We start from the raw sequence: 16,826 nt of genomic DNA on the forward strand, positions 1-16,826 counted from the left end.
TTCCCCTGGTTTATTTTGTTGCTTGAAGTGAAAGTTGATAGATAGGCATTAGGGTCTCAAAAGTTTGTTTGACCTCTTCAATAAATTTCTCTCCATCATTCAATAAAGGGTCGTCACTGGCAAAATGACGACCAACTAGAAATTCGCCCTTCTTTACATCTCTAAAGCGGGTGAGTACTTTATCCAGATCACTATCCTTGATGGGGTGACTTGCTTTTTTCTTAGTGTGGTCAGTAGAGATCCAATATGAAGTTGGAATATCTTTCTTTAGTTCATTTAAGTGATCTAAAAATAAGGAAGCCATTTGTGGCTTTCCTGGAAGCTCGTAAATGTATGCAAGCCATACAAAGACATGATCATCAAAAAGCCCGATTTGAAAGTGAGGATGCATTTTGTACCCGCGTTTGTTATGCGAAAACGCCATCCACGTATCAACGGGAGGATTCTTCGTTCGTCTTGCATGACGAGCAATGTGAAGGTGCATCTCATTTCCAGCAAGAATCTCAAGATCGCTTTTAACTTCCTCGCTAATGGCAGTGAATTTTGGTTGAATACGCTCTTGTATGGCTTCCATTCGAGCCTCAAGTCCATCAATTTCGAATGATTGAAAATCAGTTTGAGTAAATCCTTTAAAAGACATATTATCCTCCAATACGACAAAAAATTTATATTCTTATAGTAACATAGACCGAACATTTACATATAAAATGACGATTGGTGTGTCATGATAGGTTTGAAATGTGCGAAAAAGAGGAAAAATAGAAACAAATAAAGAGGTTGCATAGTCGACAGGTAAAGCATAAGATATATTAATCAAAGCAGAAATATCAGAATATTCCGTCTTATAGCCGGATCTGATGACTATGACTGCTTAATCGAATTTGAGAGGGGTGTAGGTTACCATGAAACAAGTGATTCAGTCATTGCAAAGAAACGAGGCAGAGAAGCGGATCCCGGTGCTGAGAATGGAAATTGACTATGAGCTGGCAACACTACACGATGCAATGACGGCTAGTGATCAGGATGAAATGAAGAGATGTAAAGTGAAGCTAGAGGAGCTTCGAAAAGAAATGGTCAGATTAGAAGCTTAATGAAGCGAACCTTGCAAAAAGGTTCGTTTTTTCTTCTTTTCCTGTCATAATAAGAGGTAGAAAGAAAATTAAGGCAAAAGGAGATCGAACCATGACACAGCACACAAACTGGGACAATGTATATGAAGATGCAATCAGATGGATACGAGAAGCGGGTCAAGAGATCATGGCTTCCTTCACAACTTCCTTTAAGATTGATACTAAAAGCAATCCAAACGATCTCGTAACGGATATTGATAAACAAACGGAGAAGTTTTTTATTGAGAAAATTAAGGGAGCTTACCCAAGTCATCGAATCATGGGCGAAGAAGGTTTTGGTGATAATATAGAACAGTTGAACGGCATTATTTGGTTTTTAGATCCTATTGATGGAACGATGAATTTCGTTCATCAACAAACGAATTTCGCTATATCGATCGGGATATACGAAGAGGGAGTAGGGAAACTGGCGTTTATTTATGATGTAACGAAGGACGAGTTGTATCATTGTAAAAAAGGTTCAGGAGTTTATTTAAATGATGAGAAAATCAAACCGTTGAAAACGACTAACCTTTCAGAATCCCTTCTTGCTATTAACGCGACCTGGGTAACAGAAAATCATCGAATAGACCCTCGCACGTTCTCACCTCTTCTAAAAAAAATCCGTGGAACACGTTCTTATGGTAGTGCAGCTATTGAATTAGCGTACGTAGCAGCGGGTCGACTTGATGGGTATGTTTCCCTGCGACTTGCTCCGTGGGATTTTGCTGCTGGTAAAATGTTAATCGAGGAAGGCGGAGGGATATGTACAACAGTTGATAACAAAGAGATTGATTTACTTGATAAGAATACAATTTTTGCTGGTACTGAATTATTCCATACTGAGGTCCAAAAAGAATACATTCAGCCTGCGCTTGATCAAAATTATTACTTAAGAACTCCTTCTTCAAGATGAGGTTGTTTACAGCTCCTGAATCTCAAGAAAATATTGCTGAGCTTCTTTTTGAGTGGACGCAAGAAGACGAAACATGGCTTCTTGAAGAATTTGGTCGAATCCCATTATTCGAAGATATGGTTTCATACATACAAACATATGAAGGAATGGGCTGCGAGTTTAATGTATGGTTCTACGGCGATCTACCGGTAGCGATTACGGCCGTTCTTGACGATGCACCGTCTAATCAAAAATCATGGTTAGGGACAATTGTTGTTCATCCTATGAAGCGAAGGTCGGGCATTGGTCGTAGCGTTATTCTCACCCTCTTAAGTAAAAAAAACAATGTTGTTTTTTCAGGTATTCCTTATGATCTGAACGAATGGAGTCTTTTTTTAGGTAAGTGTGGATTCGAGCAATACGGAATTGAAGAAGAGGGAAAGAAATATTTGATTTTGGTCCACCCAAATGGGTGAAAGGTAAATAGATAAAAGAGCTGTTCTATTTGAACAGCTCTTTTCATGTGATCTTATAGTTCTGCTTTACGTTTAATACGAAAGCCCATTCCCATAAAGAAACCTACTCCGATAAATGAAAGAAGCCCGCCGATCCAGCTTTGTTCAGCTATAGATACGCCGATTGCACACATGCTTGCAACCGCTAGAATGGCCATTAAGAGTAAAAGGAAATTATGCTTGTTCATGTAGAAAGCCCCCTTTATAGTACTAGTGTACAATAACCGTGTGGCTGGTGAAAGAAGAGAAATTTCGCGTATAGCGATATCTGTGTTATAATGGTCTAGTTATTGAGTTTATCGTCAGAAATAAGGCGAGAATACGAGGAGAGAATAATTAATGGCAATAAGAGAAGATATTCGTAACATCGCAATCATTGCCCACGTTGACCACGGCAAAACGACGTTGGTAGACCAAATGCTACACCAGTCTGGAACGTTTCGTGATAACGAGCAAGTAAGCGAACGTGCGATGGATTCGAACGACCTTGAGAGAGAACGCGGGATCACGATCCTTGCTAAAAATACGGCAATTAACTATGAAGACAAACGAATCAACATCATGGATACACCTGGACATGCCGATTTCGGTGGTGAAGTTGAACGTATCATGAAAATGGTAGATGGCGTTCTTCTAGTTGTTGACGCTTATGAAGGGTGTATGCCACAGACACGTTTCGTGCTTAAGAAGGCTCTTGAGCAGAAGCTTACACCAATTGTAGTTCTTAACAAAATTGACCGTCCTGCAGCACGTCCTGAAGAAGTTGTGGATGAAGTAGTTGATTTATTTATTGATCTTGGCGCGGACGAAGATCAGCTGGACTTCCCAGTAGTTTATGCTTCAGCAATCAACGGTACAGCTAGTCTTGATCCTGAAGTACAGGATGACGATATGAAAGTTCTTATGAACACAATTATTGATAACATTCCTGCACCTCTAGATAACAGTGACGAGCCTCTTCAATTCCAGATTACACTTCTTGATTACAACGACTATCTTGGAAGAATTGGAATTGGTCGTGTGTTCAGAGGAACAATGAAAGTTGGCCAACAGGTAGCCCTGATGAAGGTCGATGGAACAGTGAAGCAATTCAGAGTGACTAAGCTCTTTGGTTTCATTGGATTGAAGCGTACTGAGATCGAAGAAGCGAAAGCTGGCGACCTTGTAGCGGTTTCTGGTATGGAAGAAATCAACGTAGGTGAAACAGTTTGTCCTTACGATCATCAGGAAGCACTTCCTATCCTTCGTATTGACGAGCCTACTCTTCAGATGACGTTCCTTGTAAACAATAGTCCTTTTGCTGGTAAAGAAGGTAAATACATTACAAGTCGTAAAATTGAAGAGCGTCTTAGAGCTCAGCTTGAAACTGACGTAAGTCTTCGCGTTGAAAATACAGATTCTCCAGATGCATGGGTTGTCTCAGGACGTGGTGAACTTCACCTTTCAATCCTAATTGAGAACATGCGTCGTGAAGGATATGAGCTTCAAGTTTCAAAACCTGAAGTTATCGTTCGTGAAGTAGACGGCGTTGCAAGTGAGCCTGTTGAACGCGTTCAAATCGACGTACCTGAAGACTACACTGGTTCTGTAATGGAATCACTTGGTGAGCGTAAAGGTGAAATGGTTAACATGGTAAACAACGGTTCAGGTCAAGTTCGCCTTGAATTCATGGTTCCTGCTCGTGGTTTGATTGGTTACTCAACTGAGTTCCTAACACAAACACGTGGATATGGTATTATTAACCATACATTTGAAACATATATGCCTCTTATTAGCGGTCGAGTAGGTGGACGTCGTGCTGGTGTTCTTGTTTCAATGGAAAAAGGAAAAGCATCAGAATACGGTATTATGGGTGTTGAAGACCGCGGTACAATCTTCGTAGCTCCAGGTACTGAAGTTTACGAAGGAATGATCGTTGGGGAACACACTCGTGAGAATGACATCACGGTTAACATCGTTAAAGTGAAGCAGATGACGAATATGCGTTCTGCCAACAAAGACCAAACGGTTTCCATGAAGAAGCCTCGCGTTCTAACTCTTGAAGAAGCACTTGAGTATTTGAACGATGATGAGTATTGCGAAGTAACACCGGATTCAATCCGTCTTCGTAAGAAAATCCTTGATAAGAACGAACGTGAAAAGAACGCTAAAAAGAAAAAAACAGCCCAATAAGGGTGTCTAATGCGATTCAAAAGGGGCATCCCTTTTGGATCGTTTTTTTTATTGTTTAGCAATTTTCCCTCTTATGTATGGGTTTTTTAAAAGCTATGTTAGGTTTTCCTGTTGATTCTTGATTTTGGGCTCACTTGAGTGAAACCTTTATTAACATAGCTTTTTTTTTAAAAAAAAGAGAAGAAATCGTTTACTTTTATTTATGGTTTGTTTTATTATGCTTTTATACCGGGGGTGAATAAATGAATACGGAACCTACCATTGCATCGGAAGATTTATCATTTTTCGCTAAGTTGGTTGGCATTGAAGATAATATGACCCTGGGGTTTTATTTGCTATATGCGATCATCGTTATCCTTTGTATTGTTGTCTATCGTCTTGGCTTTGCTAAAAAACTTCCTCTGCTAAAAAACGTCATCGTTTACGCTGTTCTTGTTATTGGATGTTTTCCGCTAACCTTTTTTGGAATCGGTTTGCCGGTTGCTGAAGGATTAGTAGCTTCTGCTGTCGTATTAATTATTTATAAGGTGCGACTCAATCAAGCGAAGAAAAAAGAAGCGTAATGTCATAAGGTGGAGGGACACTTTGAATCTTCAGGATACGATGTATAATTGGCTTAGTATTAAAGTTGTCGCTGATCATCGAAAGGATGATCAGGCAGCGCAAGATACGTGCAGTTTTTTTATGGACATCTTAACAGAAGATCATTATGTGGAGGACTTATCTGTGGAAGTGACTGAGGAATACTACGTCGTTTATTATGTGAAGGATGGAAAAAGCGATTCGAAGAAATTTCCATCTGAATTAATTGAAGCGCTGTTATCCTCGATTGAAAATGAACCAAAGTATAATCAATGAATGAGAAAAGACGTGCTGAAAGCACGTCTTTCTTATCACAAGGCTATTTTTCATAAAGGGCATAAACACCAAACAAGATCGCTGCATAGATGAAGTGCCCTATTGTCCAGTATCCAATCGCGACGAGGTCAAAGAGATCCGGAGTGGGCTTAATAGCAAAGTATGTTAAAGGGAAATAGAGAAAAACGGTTGGTAGAGTTAATACGTAAGCAAAGATCGCCTGATATACTTTCTTATTAGAGAAAAATCTTGAGCTCCCTAAACTGAAAACAACACCGATGATAAGGGAGATAATAAGATGAAAAACAAATTCAATAAGTTCTGGCCAGTTTATGTTCCCAATAATCGGTATGAAATCAATGTTTAGAAGGAGTGTATAAACGAGTTTGCCAGTAGTGATTTGAATAACTTTTAATATTAGTCCGAGGGCAATCCCAGAAATCGTTCCAGCCAGTAGACCAAGCTTTATTTTACCACTCATCGTTCGATTCATCCTGGTGGAATAATTTGAACTCCCCAGTATCTTTACGTTCTTTTGTTCGCGTCTCAATTCGTTCATTGCATGTGTCACACATATAGGTATGAATCGGTCTATTGCGTAGTTTTTTAGCAAGCGGACTCCCGCTATCGATTTTTTCGATTTTATCACATAATACACATTTTACTCGCATCTTTTACACCTCTCATTCCATGTTGCTAGTATATCATGAATAACGGTATCCTTTGCAGTATAATGCGTTAGATAACAGGTAATAAAATGGAGGGAATATCATGCCAAATAAAGTAGACCAAACTTTAACGAATGATCTTTTAACGTTACTTAAGAGAGAACAATATGCGCTTCTTTCAACGATTGATCATGAAACAACAGGACCAAATATTAGCGCTATCTCCTGGTTATACGCTGTCAATCGTGAAACAATCGTGTTCGCTGTGGATCAGAAATCGAGAATTGTGACAAATATTCAGACCAATGATCATGTTTCGATTACGCTAATTGGAAATGAAAGTACCTATGCAATCACCGGTAGGGCTTCATTAGCGGAGGAGAGGATGCAGGACGTTCCGCTGAAGCTTACAATGTTTAAGCTTCAGATTAAAGAAGTGCGAGATGTGATGTTTTATGGTGCGAAAATGTCGGTTGAACCTGTCTATGAAAAAACGTATGATCCTGAAGCAGCTGCAAAATTAGATCGCTCCGTCATGGCTCAATTAAAAAAAACCACCGAAACAAACTAACTGACCCGTTGGGGTCGGTTAGTTTGTTTTAGTAGAGATCTGTAAAAGCCGAAGAATTACTTATCTAAGTCTTGTTTCTCCTGCTGCTGTTTCAATTGTTTTTCTTCTTTTGCGGGTATTTGTTTGTCATTTGAGCGAACAGGATCAGGTTCGGATTTGTTCGTTTTACTTGGCACTTCAGGCATTAGTCTTCCGACAATATCAGCAAGCTCTTCCATTACACCTCCGATTGGATGCCCTCGTTTAATTTCGGTCGCCATTTGCTTCAATCGATAAGTAGTGTCGGCATCAGCTGTAATCACTGCATTTGCTCCATATGGATCTTTTTGAAGTGCTTCGGCTACTGTATATTTGATGGAGCTAACTCGAGAACGATCGAGCTTTTGGTTTACATCAATACCGACTACTGCATATTTTCCAGTAACAATAGCTGTAGCATCGTTCACATCAGGTACTTGTTTAGCGATTGTAACAAGATTTTCCGCAATATCTGTAGCTGATAAGTTTTTATCCTCTGGTGTTTTGACGGACTGTTTGACATATTGAACTCGCTCCGTTTTTTCCTTATTTGTAGCAACAGGATCATCATTTGCCTGACATGCAGCAAGTAGACAAATCACGATGAGACTCCATCGAATCTTAATCATATCGATTACCTCCGTAATAAGCGATTTATAATAAATTCCTACAGTTTGTTAATTATTTTCTGAATAACCGTCTAACTTTATACACTAGTTCATAGATTATAGAAAACGTAGATAGTCCCAACTGTTTTTCGTACCTGTTAGAGCAACTTAAATTTGGTCAGGAGGCGAAGTGTTGGATAAGGTTTACGTCCTAGATACTAACGTGTTACTCCAGGATCCAAATGCGATTTATTCGTTTGAGACGAATGAAATTGTCATTCCAGCTGTGGTGTTAGAAGAAGTGGATTCAAAAAAAAGGTATATGGATGAAATAGGCAGGAACGCAAGGCAAGTATCACGCATGATTGATGGTTTTCGAGAACGCGGAAAGCTTCATGAGTCGATTCCTCTTGAAAACGGTGGTACGCTTCGAATCGAACTGAACCATCGATCTTTTCAATACTTACAAGATAAATTTGTTGAGAAAACGAACGATAACAGAATTCTGGCAGTCGCATTGAATTTGTTTTTAGAAGAAGGAAAATTAAAGTCTGGTCGAACAGTGATTCTTGTTAGTAAAGATGCTTTGGTTCGTGTTAAAGCGGATGCAATGGGCATACAAGCGGAGGATTTTTTAAGCGACAGAGTTGTTGAATTTAATCAGATTTATACAGGATATGAAGAACGGTACGTTGATTCAGAGGTGCTAAATCAGTTTTTTGAGAAGCATTATATTGACGCCAAAATGTTAAAAGGAAGACCGCTTTATCCCAATCAATACGTCATCTTAAAAGATCCAGTTCAAGCCTCGTCATCTGGAATTGGAAAAGTGGATAAGAATTGTAAAAAAGTTGAAAAGACAGCGATGGAAACGGAATATATGTGGGGAATAGGGCCGAGGAATGTACAGCAAAGAATGGCGTTAGATTTACTTGTTCGGAGCGATATTCCTCTTGTTACACTTGTAGGTAAAGCAGGAACAGGAAAAACGCTTTTAGCAATGGCGGCTGGATTAATGCAAACAGAAGATTTAAATCGCTACAAAAAACTTTTTATTGCGCGGCCGATTGTTCCAGTTGGAAAAGATATTGGATTTCTGCCAGGGGAGAAAGAAGAAAAGTTACGTCCGTGGATGCAGCCTATATTTGATAATCTAGAATATCTGTTTAATGTTAAAAAGACGGGGGAGCTTGAAAAGATCCTCTCGGGAATCGGTTCCATTCAAGTAGAAGCATTAACGTACATTCGTGGAAGAAGTTTACCTGATCAATATATAATAATAGATGAAGCACAAAATTTAACCAAGCATGAAGTGAAAACGATCTTAACAAGAGTTGGTGAGGGAAGTAAAATTGTTCTCCTCGGTGATCCACAGCAAATTGATCATCCTTATCTTGATGAATACACGAATGGACTCACCTATGTAGTCGAAAAATTTAAAGACCAGCCGCTTAGCGGACATGTTAAGCTCGAGAAAGGTGAACGTTCTCTGCTTGCCCGCATTGCAGCTGATCTACTTTAGATAACAGTTATACCTGAAACGTATTTAAATGGTTCGGAAGCGTTTGAGCCATCCCCGAAATAGAAATGGGTAGGGCCATCTTCCCTGAGCGGCTTTCCATCTTGTGAAAAGCGAAGAAAGCCGTTCATGGCTTCATCCAATGTCATACTCTGCTTAGAGCCATCTTTGAAATCGAGCTGAACCTTCTCGCTATCGTTAGTAGGATCAGCATTAGATAAAAAAGGTTTAAGGGGAATAACGAAACTTCCTGTTAGAATGCGTTCTTTCTCAAACCTTTTGATACTTTTGTTAACAGGAGGTTTAATTCCTGTAAGCTCTCTTTCAAAGCGTTCAGCCTGAGTACGTATGTAATCGTTCTCATTCTTTTCGCTTGAACCATCAAATTTCAAAAATTCCTCTAATTCAATCTTACGATCATCAAATATCCATACGCTTGCGTCTAAAGTAATGGAATAATTGACTTTCCCCTTAATAGGTAGAATCGTCTCCATCTTGTACACCCCACAATCAAAATCTTTTGCAAAACAAGTATACCGGTTATGCTTGCATTTGTCACATTTGGGGAACAGTATGGTGAGAGTCAATTTGTTCCGAGCGGGAGGATTTAAGATGAGATGTCGTACAGAAGAAGAATTAATGGAACTAGTTAGGAAAAGCAAGCCCTATACGAAAGATGGAAAAGTGGCAGATTATATTCCAGCCCTTGCAAAATCCGATCCAGATAAGCTAGCAATCGCAATCTACTCCAAGGAAGACGGATGTTTATCAGCCGGAGATGTAGGCGAAACGTTTACCCTTCAAAGTATTTCTAAAGTTCTAACACTAGCCTTAGCAATCATGGACGCAGGAGAGCAGCATGTTTTCTCAAGGGTAGGAATGGAGCCTACGGGAGATCCATTTAATTCAATTGCCAAACTTGAGACGATGGTACCCTCAAAACCACTTAATCCAATGATTAATGCGGGGGCATTAGTTGTTACAAATATAATTCATGGTAGTTCAGTAGAGGAAAAAGTTGGACGCATACTGCAATTAATACATGATATGACGAACAACTCTAGCATTGGAATTAATACCGAAGTCGCGGATTCGGAATATGAATCGGCGAATTTAAACCGAGCATTAAGTTATTTTATGAAGCAGCACGGCATTATTGATGATAATGTAGAAATGCTTCTTGAAGCCTATACAAAACAGTGTGCAATCGAAGTGAACTGTAAAGATCTTGCTAGAATAGGGATGGTTCTAGCCAATGAAGGAAAAGACCCTGAAACGGAAAGAAGGATTATACCAAGATATATAGCGAGAATCGTGAAAACGTTTATGGTCACATGCGGCATGTACAATGCATCTGGTGAGTTTGCGATTAACGTGGCCATCCCTGCAAAAAGTGGTGTCTCAGGTGGGATTTTAAGCCTTGTTCCAAATGAAATGGGAATTGGTGTTTATAGTCCACCACTTGATGCAAAAGGAAATAGCATTGCTGGAAACAAACTTCTTGAGAATCTTTCTTCACAATATGGACTAAGTATTTTCTAAATACATCCGCGTTTACCCTGCTTTTTCTTGCAATTTTGTGGTATTCCTTTTATGATAATAGAAGGAATGGGAAAGGGAACGGAGGGATCAGATTTGTCAACTGGTATGGCAACAGGACATCGTGAAAAAGCATACGAGCTGTTAAAAGCCGATGCGCATAAGATCCTAAAACTTATCGAAGTTCAAATGGAGAATTTGACGATGCCTCAGTGTCCTCTGTATGAAGAGGTTCTTGATACGCAGATGTTTGGTTTATCTCGCGAAATTGACTTCGCGGTTCGTCTTGGATTAGTAAATGAAGAGGATGGCAAAGAATTGCTTGAATCACTTGAGCGTCAGCTTTCGGCTCTTCATGAAGCTAGTATGAGGAAATAATGAAAGCTCAAACTATCAATGATAGTTTGAGCTTTTTGTTTATTTTTGTTTTCTTTGTCACACATAAACTTTTTGACTTATTCACTTTGCAGTTCCGCATTAAGTGATAGTAGCAAGAAGAAAATATGATAGAATACGAATAGGCCGTAAAAGAATTCAGAAGATTTTAGGAGTAGATACGAATGTATGATTTGCTCATGGTGATCCTTGTTATATCTCCCATCAGTTTATTACTTCATGAGGCGGGCCACACAGTGGCAGCCAATGTTTTTACGAGAGCTGGTGTGAAACTACACCTGGGCATAGGTCCAAGAATCTTTACATGGAGACACCCGAGAGGAGAAGTAGCCGTTAATGCTATTTATTTCGCTGGAGGAATGACCATCAGCTCACAACCTGATAAAGCCTATGGGAAACTCGCCATTGCCATAGCTGGTCCACTCATGAATCTTATCGTCGCCGCACTCGCTCTCATTCTGCCATTCCACCCATCCATCATAGCCTGGGTTCTTTTCTTTAACCTCTGGCTTGGAATAACCAATCTGATCCCGTTCAAACTTCTCGGGAAAGAATCAGACGGATGGACCATATTAAAAGTCCTTCTCAAAAAAACTTAATTTCAAAAGGACAGCAGGTTTCACCCAAATCCCATCGAAACCTATACATACTTCGAAAAGCGGAGACGAGCGTTTAGAAACGGAGATATTGGAGCTCTTGAACTAGAACACGCCCTTTGTGTTCTGGTGAAAGAGTGAAATATCGCAGTTTCTGCGAATCGTAGCTGGACACCGAAAAGCGGAGCGGGCCCGTCTAAATCCGCAGGATGTTGGAGGCCATGAGAGTGAGACGCTTTATGTCTCATTCGAATGGTTGAAACAGCCGGAGGATTTGGCCCGCACAGCTGGACACCGAAAAGCGGAAGTGGGCGTTTAGGGGCGACAAGCGCTGGAGGCCCATAAAAAGAACACGGTCTTTGTGTTCATTTTATGGGGTGAAGCGATCGAGACCCTGCCCACTGCAGCTAGACACATGAAAAGCGGAGACGAGCGTTTAGAAACGGAGATAGTGGAGCTCTTGAACTAGAACACAAGATGCGTGTTCTGATTTAAAGTTAAGCAATGTGGGGTCTGGCCACGGGAATCCTTCAACACCACCAATACTTTTTAGTTTCTAAAAGGCGAATAAACCAACAAGTAATTATGAAGTTAACAGTGAGCTGATGCAAACTTCTTAATAGAAAATAAATAGGTAGGATGACGTTTATGATTAAAAAATTATTTAAGCATTATGATTACTCTCTAATCATTAGTGTATTACTTTTGTGCGGGTTTGGGCTCGTTATGGTTTACAGTGCAAGTATGGTATGGGCTGTGATGCGACATGAAGCAAACAGTGCTTACTTCTTCAACAGACAAATCATCTGGTTAGCGGCATCTCTCGTTATGTTCCTACTAGCGATGGTCTTTCCATATAAGGCTTATAGGAAATTTATCGTTCCTATTCTAGGACTCTCTGTTTTGTCACTACTGCTTGTAAAATTGATCGGATCCACGACGAACAATGCACAGAGTTGGATTGAAATCGGCTCGTTTAGTTTTCAGCCTTCTGAATTCGTTAAACTAGGGTTAATCATTTACCTTGCGGCTATTTACTCCAAAAAACAAGCCTATATTTCTAACTTTGTAAGAGGGGCAATGCCTCCTCTAATGGTCATTGGATTGATTTTCGCGTTAGTTGCTTCACAGCCAGATCTTGGGACGGCAATGATTATCGCATTAACTTCAGGTATTGTCATTGTTTGTTCTGGCATGAAGTGGAGACACATTTTGGGGCTTATCGTCATCGGTGGGATTGTTTTCGCTCTAGCGTGGATGACGCTCTCACCTGAACAGGCATCAAGATTTACTGGAGCTTATGATCCATTTTCGGACCCAGAAGACAGTGGTTTCCATTTAATTAATTCTTATATCGCTATAGCATCAGGTGGAATTACTGGTCAGGGATTTGGCCAGAGTATTCAAAAATACGGGTTTTTACCTGAACCACATACCGATTTCATTATGGCCATTGTGGCTGAAGAGTTAGGATTACTCGGTGTTGTATTTGTAGTAGGTTTGTTAGGTTATATCGTATTTAAAGGATTTGTTATAGGTATTCGCTGTAAGGATACATTTGGTAGCTTACTAGCTATAGGCATTGCTGGTATGGTAGGTGTACAAACAGCCGTCAACCTTGGTGCAATAACAGGCTGGTTACCAGTAACAGGTGTCCCACTTCCGTTTATCAGTTACGGTGGGTCTTCATTAATTTTACTGATGATATCAATGGGGATACTAGTGAACGTTTCTGCTTTTGTGAATATAAGGAAAGAGCAGAAAGAAGGTTACGTTAAAAAGGATAATACGATTCAAATGGAGCTTTAGTTTAAGGAGGAAATTATATGCCAGCTATTTCAAAAATTTTAGTTGCTAACCGTGGTGAAATCGCCATTCGAATTTTCCGTGCTTGTACCGAATTGAACATTCGAACCGTAGCTATTTATTCTAAAGAAGATAGTGGATCGTACCATCGTTATAAAGCAGATGAAGCTTACCTTGTCGGAGAGGATAAAAAGCCGATTGATGCTTATTTAGATATCGAGGGGATTATCGAGATTGCGAAGGCGAACGACATTGATGCCATTCACCCTGGATACGGCTTTCTTTCTGAGAATCTTCAGTTTGCTAAACGTTGTCAGGAGGAAGGTCTCATTTTTATCGGACCTGAACTTAACCATTTACGAATGTTCGGAGATAAGGTAGAGGCTAGAAAACAAGCCATATTAGCAGGGCTTCCGGTCATTCCAGGAACGGATGGACCTGTAGAAGGACTTGATGAGGTTAAGGCATTTGCAAATGAGAATGGGTATCCTCTTATGATTAAAGCTGCCCTAGGAGGCGGCGGAAGAGGCATGCGAATCGTCCGAAGTGAAGAATCTTTGGCGGAGGCTTATGATCGTGCTAAATCTGAAGCAAAAGCAGCCTTTGGGCGCGATGAAATTTATGTGGAGAAATTTGTAGAAAATCCGAAACATATCGAAGTTCAAATTCTTGGAGATAAGCATGGTAATACCATTCACCTCTATGAGAGAGACTGCTCGGTGCAGCGTCGTCACCAGAAAGTTGTCGAGGTAGCACCAAGTGTTTCACTTACACAGGATTCTAGACAAGAAATTTGTGAAGCTGCAGTGAAATTGATGGAAAACGTACAGTATGTCAATGCAGGTACTGTTGAATTTCTTGTTAACCAAGAGGGGGAATTCTATTTTATTGAAGTAAACCCTCGAGTTCAAGTGGAACATACCATTACAGAAATGATCACGGGAATCGATATTGTTCAATCTCAAATTATGATTGCTGAGGGTGAACACATTCATGGTGATCGACTAGGTATACCAAAGCAAGATGCCATTGACTGTCACGGCTACGCTATTCAATGTCGTGTAACGACGGAAGATCCAGAAAATAATTTTATGCCTGATACAGGGAAGCTAATGGCGTACAGATCGGGTGGCGGATTCGGCGTTCGTCTTGACGCAGGGAATGCTTATCAAGGTGCTGTCATTACTCCTTATTACGATTCACTTCTTGTGAAGCTATCAACGTGGGCGCTGAATTTTGACCAAGCCTCATCTAAAATGGTCAGAAACTTAAAAGAATTCCGTATTAGAGGAATTAAAACGAATATTGCTTTCCTTGAAAATGTAATGAAACACGAGAACTTCCGATCAGGCGAATATAATACATCTTTCATCGATTCATCACCAGAGCTATTTGTGTTTCCGAAGCGAAAAGATCGTGGCACTAAAATGCTATCATACATCGGGAACATCACAGTTAACGGTTTCCCGGGTCTTGATATAAAGAAAAAACCTGCGTTTACGAAACGTAGAGTACCACATTTAAAATACAGTGAGCCTATACCAAAAGGAACGAAACAAATTCTTGATAAACAAGGTGCAGATGGACTTGTTAAATGGGTGAAAGAACAGAAGAAAACGTTACTTACCGACACGACATTCCGTGACGGTCATCAATCTCTTCTGGCGACAAGAATGAGAACGACTGATTTATTGCATATTGCAGAGCCGACTGCCCGCATGCTACCCGAACTGTTCTCAATGGAAATGTGGGGCGGCGCTACCTTCGATGTCTCATTACGATATTTAAAAGAAGATCCGTGGGATCGCTTAATTAAGCTTAGAGAGCAAGTACCAAATGTGATGTTCCAGATGTTGTTACGAGCATCAAACGCAGTAGGATATAAGAATTATCCAGATAATCTCATTCGAGAGTTTGTTCAGAAGTCTGCTGACGCCGGAATTGATGTGTTTAGGATATTTGATAGTTTGAACTGGGTGGACGGCATGACAAAAGCGATTGAAGCGGTTCGTCAAACAGGAAAAATTGCTGAGGCTTCAATTTGCTACACAGGTGACATCTCAAATCCGGATAAGTCTAAGTATAACCTTGAATATTATCAACAGCTCGCAAAAGAACTTGAAGACGCTGGTGCTCATATTTTAGGAATTAAGGATATGGCAGGGTTACTCAAGCCTCAAGCGGCATATGAACTTATATCAATGTTAAAAGAAACTGTCTCTATACCTATTCATCTTCATACGCATGATACGAGCGGTAATGGGATCTATACATACGCGAAAGCCATTGAGGCTGGTGTAGATATTGTAGACGTAGCCGTAAGTTCTATGGCTGGCTTAACATCTCAGCCAAGTGCCAATTCCTTGTATTATGCAATGGATGGTTCAGAGCGACAGCCGGATATTAGTATTAAAGCGTTAGAAGAATTGTCTCATTACTGGGAAGATACACGTAAATACTATAGTGGATTTGAAAGTGGTATGACCGCTCCACATACGGAAGTATATGAGCACGAAATGCCTGGTGGGCAGTATAGTAATCTTCAACAACAGGCAAAAGGCGTTGGTCTTGGAGAACGCTGGGATGATGTGAAACGCATGTATCGAAGAGTTAATGAAATGTTTGGAGATATTGTAAAGGTTACGCCTTCTTCTAAGGTTGTAGGCGATATGGCTCTTTATATGGTTCAAAATAATTTAACAGAAGATGATGTGTACGAGCGTGGAGAATCTCTAGATTTCCCTGATTCAGTTGTAGAACTCTTCCAGGGATACCTTGGCCAGCCGTATCAAGGCTTTCCTAAAGAACTTCAGCAAATTATTCTTAAAGGTAGAGAGGCGATTACTTCAAGACCTGGAGAGCTTCTAGAACCCGTTAACTTTACGGACTTAAAGGAAACTCTTTATCACAAATTCAATCGTCAAGTAACTAGCCATGATCTGATCTCTTATGCTCTTTACCCGAAAGTCTATCTAGAGTATGCAGAGGTTCAAGAGATGTTTGGGGATGTATCCGTTCTAGATACACCAACTTTCCTTTATGGCATGCGACTTGGAGAAGAAGTTGAGGTCGAAATCGAACAGGGTAAAACGCTCATCGTCAAGCTCGTCTCGGTTGGAGAGCCTAATCTAGAAGGCAAGCGCACCCTTTACTTCGAATTAAATGGTCAGCCGCGTGAAGTTGTGATTAAAGACGAAAATATCAAAACGGCAATTGCGGCTAAACCGAAAGCGGATCGCACTAATCCAAATCATATTGGAGCAACGATGCCGGGAACTGTCATTAAAGTCCTCGTTGAAAAAGGAGAAAGAGTAAACAAAGGTGATCACCTCATGATCACAGAAGCGATGAAAATGGAGACAACCGTCCAGGCACCTCGTAGTGGCACAGTGGAACATATTCATGTGGCTAATGGAGAGGGAATTGAATCGGGAGACTTATTGCTAGAAATGAATGAATAAGAAAAAGCTGCGCAAAATTGGTCCTACCCCTGTCAAGTAGACAGTCTAAAAAAACTACGCTGCCAACGCGTGTCGATATTCAATCGGCGCGCGTT

General features: G+C 40.3%; 19 protein-coding genes. 13 read left to right on the forward strand and 6 right to left on the reverse strand.

Annotated elements, in window-relative coordinates:
• Positions 1-10 precede the first annotated feature (10 nt).
• Entirely contained in the window at positions 11-640 is a 630-nt protein-coding gene (locus Q4550_RS17545; protein ID WP_303534924.1) for a YktB family protein, read from the reverse strand.
• Positions 641-902: 262 nt separating this feature from the next.
• Here Q4550_RS17545 and Q4550_RS17550 point away from each other — a divergent pair, with 262 nt between their 5' ends.
• From Q4550_RS17550 to Q4550_RS17560, 3 genes are all read left to right on the forward strand, one after another.
• The gene (locus Q4550_RS17550; protein ID WP_194221280.1) at positions 903-1,091 is read left to right on the forward strand and encodes a hypothetical protein; all 189 of its coding nucleotides are present in this window, start codon (positions 903-905) and stop codon (positions 1,089-1,091) included.
• Between the two features lie 91 nt (positions 1,092-1,182).
• The gene (locus tag Q4550_RS17555; protein WP_303534927.1) at positions 1,183-2,025 is read left to right on the forward strand and encodes an inositol monophosphatase family protein; all 843 of its coding nucleotides are present in this window, start codon (positions 1,183-1,185) and stop codon (positions 2,023-2,025) included.
• A complete protein-coding gene (locus Q4550_RS17560) occupies positions 2,022-2,480 on the forward strand; it encodes a hypothetical protein (RefSeq protein ID WP_303534928.1) in 459 nt (152 codons plus the stop codon). The genes Q4550_RS17555 and Q4550_RS17560 overlap by 4 nt, the downstream gene beginning before the upstream one ends.
• Positions 2,481-2,533: 53 nt before the next feature.
• Here Q4550_RS17560 and Q4550_RS17565 read toward each other — a convergent pair whose 3' ends face one another.
• Positions 2,534-2,707: a DUF5325 family protein gene (locus Q4550_RS17565; protein WP_194221283.1), complete on the reverse strand. Its 174-nt coding sequence runs from the start codon at positions 2,705-2,707 to the stop codon at positions 2,534-2,536.
• A 151-nt stretch (positions 2,708-2,858) separates the two neighbouring features.
• On the opposite strand from Q4550_RS17565, the gene typA reads away from it, so the two are divergent.
• From typA to Q4550_RS17580, 3 genes are all read left to right on the forward strand, one after another.
• Positions 2,859-4,691: a translational GTPase TypA gene (typA, locus tag Q4550_RS17570; protein WP_194221284.1), complete on the forward strand. Its 1,833-nt coding sequence runs from the start codon at positions 2,859-2,861 to the stop codon at positions 4,689-4,691.
• Positions 4,692-4,933: 242 nt separating this feature from the next.
• A complete protein-coding gene (locus Q4550_RS17575) occupies positions 4,934-5,254 on the forward strand; it encodes a YlaH-like family protein (RefSeq protein ID WP_194221285.1) in 321 nt (106 codons plus the stop codon).
• 22 nt (positions 5,255-5,276) lie between these two features.
• The gene (locus Q4550_RS17580; protein ID WP_303534930.1) at positions 5,277-5,549 is read left to right on the forward strand and encodes a hypothetical protein; all 273 of its coding nucleotides are present in this window, start codon (positions 5,277-5,279) and stop codon (positions 5,547-5,549) included.
• A gap of 43 nt (positions 5,550-5,592) precedes the next feature.
• Here the strand turns inward: Q4550_RS17580 and Q4550_RS17585 are convergent, their stop codons facing one another.
• A complete protein-coding gene (locus tag Q4550_RS17585) occupies positions 5,593-6,030 on the reverse strand; it encodes a hypothetical protein (RefSeq protein ID WP_303534931.1) in 438 nt (145 codons plus the stop codon).
• Positions 6,020-6,220 carry a YlaI family protein gene (locus Q4550_RS17590; RefSeq protein ID WP_194221287.1) on the reverse strand — a complete coding sequence of 67 codons (201 nt, stop codon included), beginning with the start codon at positions 6,218-6,220 and terminating at the stop codon, positions 6,020-6,022. Before Q4550_RS17590 ends, Q4550_RS17585 begins: the two co-directional genes overlap by 11 nt.
• 100 nt (positions 6,221-6,320) lie before the next feature.
• Here Q4550_RS17590 and Q4550_RS17595 point away from each other — a divergent pair, with 100 nt between their 5' ends.
• Positions 6,321-6,788: a pyridoxamine 5'-phosphate oxidase family protein gene (locus tag Q4550_RS17595; protein WP_303534933.1), complete on the forward strand. Its 468-nt coding sequence runs from the start codon at positions 6,321-6,323 to the stop codon at positions 6,786-6,788.
• Between the two features lie 56 nt (positions 6,789-6,844).
• Here the strand turns inward: Q4550_RS17595 and Q4550_RS17600 are convergent, their stop codons facing one another.
• Positions 6,845-7,435 carry a YhcN/YlaJ family sporulation lipoprotein gene (locus Q4550_RS17600; RefSeq protein WP_303534935.1) on the reverse strand — a complete coding sequence of 197 codons (591 nt, stop codon included), beginning with the start codon at positions 7,433-7,435 and terminating at the stop codon, positions 6,845-6,847.
• A gap of 172 nt (positions 7,436-7,607) precedes the next feature.
• Here Q4550_RS17600 and Q4550_RS17605 point away from each other — a divergent pair, with 172 nt between their 5' ends.
• Complete coding sequence (locus Q4550_RS17605) at positions 7,608-8,936, forward strand: PhoH family protein (RefSeq protein WP_303534937.1); 1,329 nt, start codon at positions 7,608-7,610, stop codon at positions 8,934-8,936.
• Here the strand turns inward: Q4550_RS17605 and Q4550_RS17610 are convergent.
• On the reverse strand, positions 8,933-9,427 hold the full coding sequence (locus tag Q4550_RS17610) for a peptidyl-prolyl cis-trans isomerase (protein WP_303534938.1): 495 nt from the start codon (positions 9,425-9,427) through the stop codon (positions 8,933-8,935). The two genes, Q4550_RS17605 and Q4550_RS17610, sit on opposite strands and share 4 nt — an antisense overlap.
• Before the next feature lie 118 nt (positions 9,428-9,545).
• On the opposite strand from Q4550_RS17610, the gene glsA reads away from it, so the two are divergent.
• The 5 genes from glsA (at position 9,546) to pyc (ending at position 16,731) form a co-directional block, all read left to right on the forward strand.
• A complete protein-coding gene (glsA, locus tag Q4550_RS17615) occupies positions 9,546-10,475 on the forward strand; it encodes a glutaminase A (RefSeq protein ID WP_303534939.1) in 930 nt (309 codons plus the stop codon).
• A 105-nt stretch (positions 10,476-10,580) separates the two neighbouring features.
• Positions 10,581-10,850 (forward strand): Fpa/YlaN family protein, encoded by a 270-nt coding sequence (locus Q4550_RS17620; RefSeq protein WP_098445722.1) that lies wholly within the window; start codon positions 10,581-10,583, stop codon positions 10,848-10,850.
• A gap of 182 nt (positions 10,851-11,032) precedes the next feature.
• On the forward strand, positions 11,033-11,467 hold the full coding sequence (locus Q4550_RS17625; protein WP_303534943.1) for a site-2 protease family protein: 435 nt from the start codon (positions 11,033-11,035) through the stop codon (positions 11,465-11,467).
• A 645-nt stretch (positions 11,468-12,112) separates the two neighbouring features.
• Positions 12,113-13,273: a putative lipid II flippase FtsW gene (gene ftsW / locus Q4550_RS17630; protein WP_303534945.1), complete on the forward strand. Its 1,161-nt coding sequence runs from the start codon at positions 12,113-12,115 to the stop codon at positions 13,271-13,273.
• Positions 13,274-13,290: 17 nt separating this feature from the next.
• On the forward strand, positions 13,291-16,731 hold the full coding sequence (pyc, locus tag Q4550_RS17635) for a pyruvate carboxylase (RefSeq protein WP_303534948.1): 3,441 nt from the start codon (positions 13,291-13,293) through the stop codon (positions 16,729-16,731).
• Positions 16,732-16,826 lie beyond the last annotated feature (95 nt).

The sequence above is a fragment of the Anaerobacillus sp. 1_MG-2023 genome, from assembly GCF_030547345.1.
In the GTDB taxonomy this organism is placed as follows: Bacteria; Bacillota; Bacilli; order Bacillales; family Guptibacillaceae; genus Guptibacillus; species Guptibacillus hwajinpoensis_B.

Coding starts and splice junctions, on each gene's coding strand:
- Q4550_RS17545 (WP_303534924.1), bottom strand. CDS start 640: ATGTCTTTTAAAGGATTTACTCAAACTGATTTTCAATCATTCGAAATT.
- Q4550_RS17550 (WP_194221280.1), top strand. CDS start 903: ATGAAACAAGTGATTCAGTCATTGCAAAGAAACGAGGCAGAGAAGCGG.
- Q4550_RS17555 (WP_303534927.1), top strand. CDS start 1,183: ATGACACAGCACACAAACTGGGACAATGTATATGAAGATGCAATCAGA.
- Q4550_RS17560 (WP_303534928.1), top strand. CDS start 2,022: ATGAGGTTGTTTACAGCTCCTGAATCTCAAGAAAATATTGCTGAGCTT.
- Q4550_RS17565 (WP_194221283.1), bottom strand. CDS start 2,707: ATGAACAAGCATAATTTCCTTTTACTCTTAATGGCCATTCTAGCGGTT.
- typA (WP_194221284.1), top strand. CDS start 2,859: ATGGCAATAAGAGAAGATATTCGTAACATCGCAATCATTGCCCACGTT.
- Q4550_RS17575 (WP_194221285.1), top strand. CDS start 4,934: ATGAATACGGAACCTACCATTGCATCGGAAGATTTATCATTTTTCGCT.
- Q4550_RS17585 (WP_303534931.1), bottom strand. CDS start 6,030: ATGAGTGGTAAAATAAAGCTTGGTCTACTGGCTGGAACGATTTCTGGG.
- Q4550_RS17590 (WP_194221287.1), bottom strand. CDS start 6,220: ATGCGAGTAAAATGTGTATTATGTGATAAAATCGAAAAAATCGATAGC.
- Q4550_RS17595 (WP_303534933.1), top strand. CDS start 6,321: ATGCCAAATAAAGTAGACCAAACTTTAACGAATGATCTTTTAACGTTA.
- Q4550_RS17600 (WP_303534935.1), bottom strand. CDS start 7,435: ATGATTAAGATTCGATGGAGTCTCATCGTGATTTGTCTACTTGCTGCA.
- Q4550_RS17610 (WP_303534938.1), bottom strand. CDS start 9,427: ATGGAGACGATTCTACCTATTAAGGGGAAAGTCAATTATTCCATTACT.
- glsA (WP_303534939.1), top strand. CDS start 9,546: ATGAGATGTCGTACAGAAGAAGAATTAATGGAACTAGTTAGGAAAAGC.
- Q4550_RS17620 (WP_098445722.1), top strand. CDS start 10,581: ATGGCAACAGGACATCGTGAAAAAGCATACGAGCTGTTAAAAGCCGAT.
- Q4550_RS17625 (WP_303534943.1), top strand. CDS start 11,033: ATGTATGATTTGCTCATGGTGATCCTTGTTATATCTCCCATCAGTTTA.
- ftsW (WP_303534945.1), top strand. CDS start 12,113: ATGATTAAAAAATTATTTAAGCATTATGATTACTCTCTAATCATTAGT.
- pyc (WP_303534948.1), top strand. CDS start 13,291: ATGCCAGCTATTTCAAAAATTTTAGTTGCTAACCGTGGTGAAATCGCC.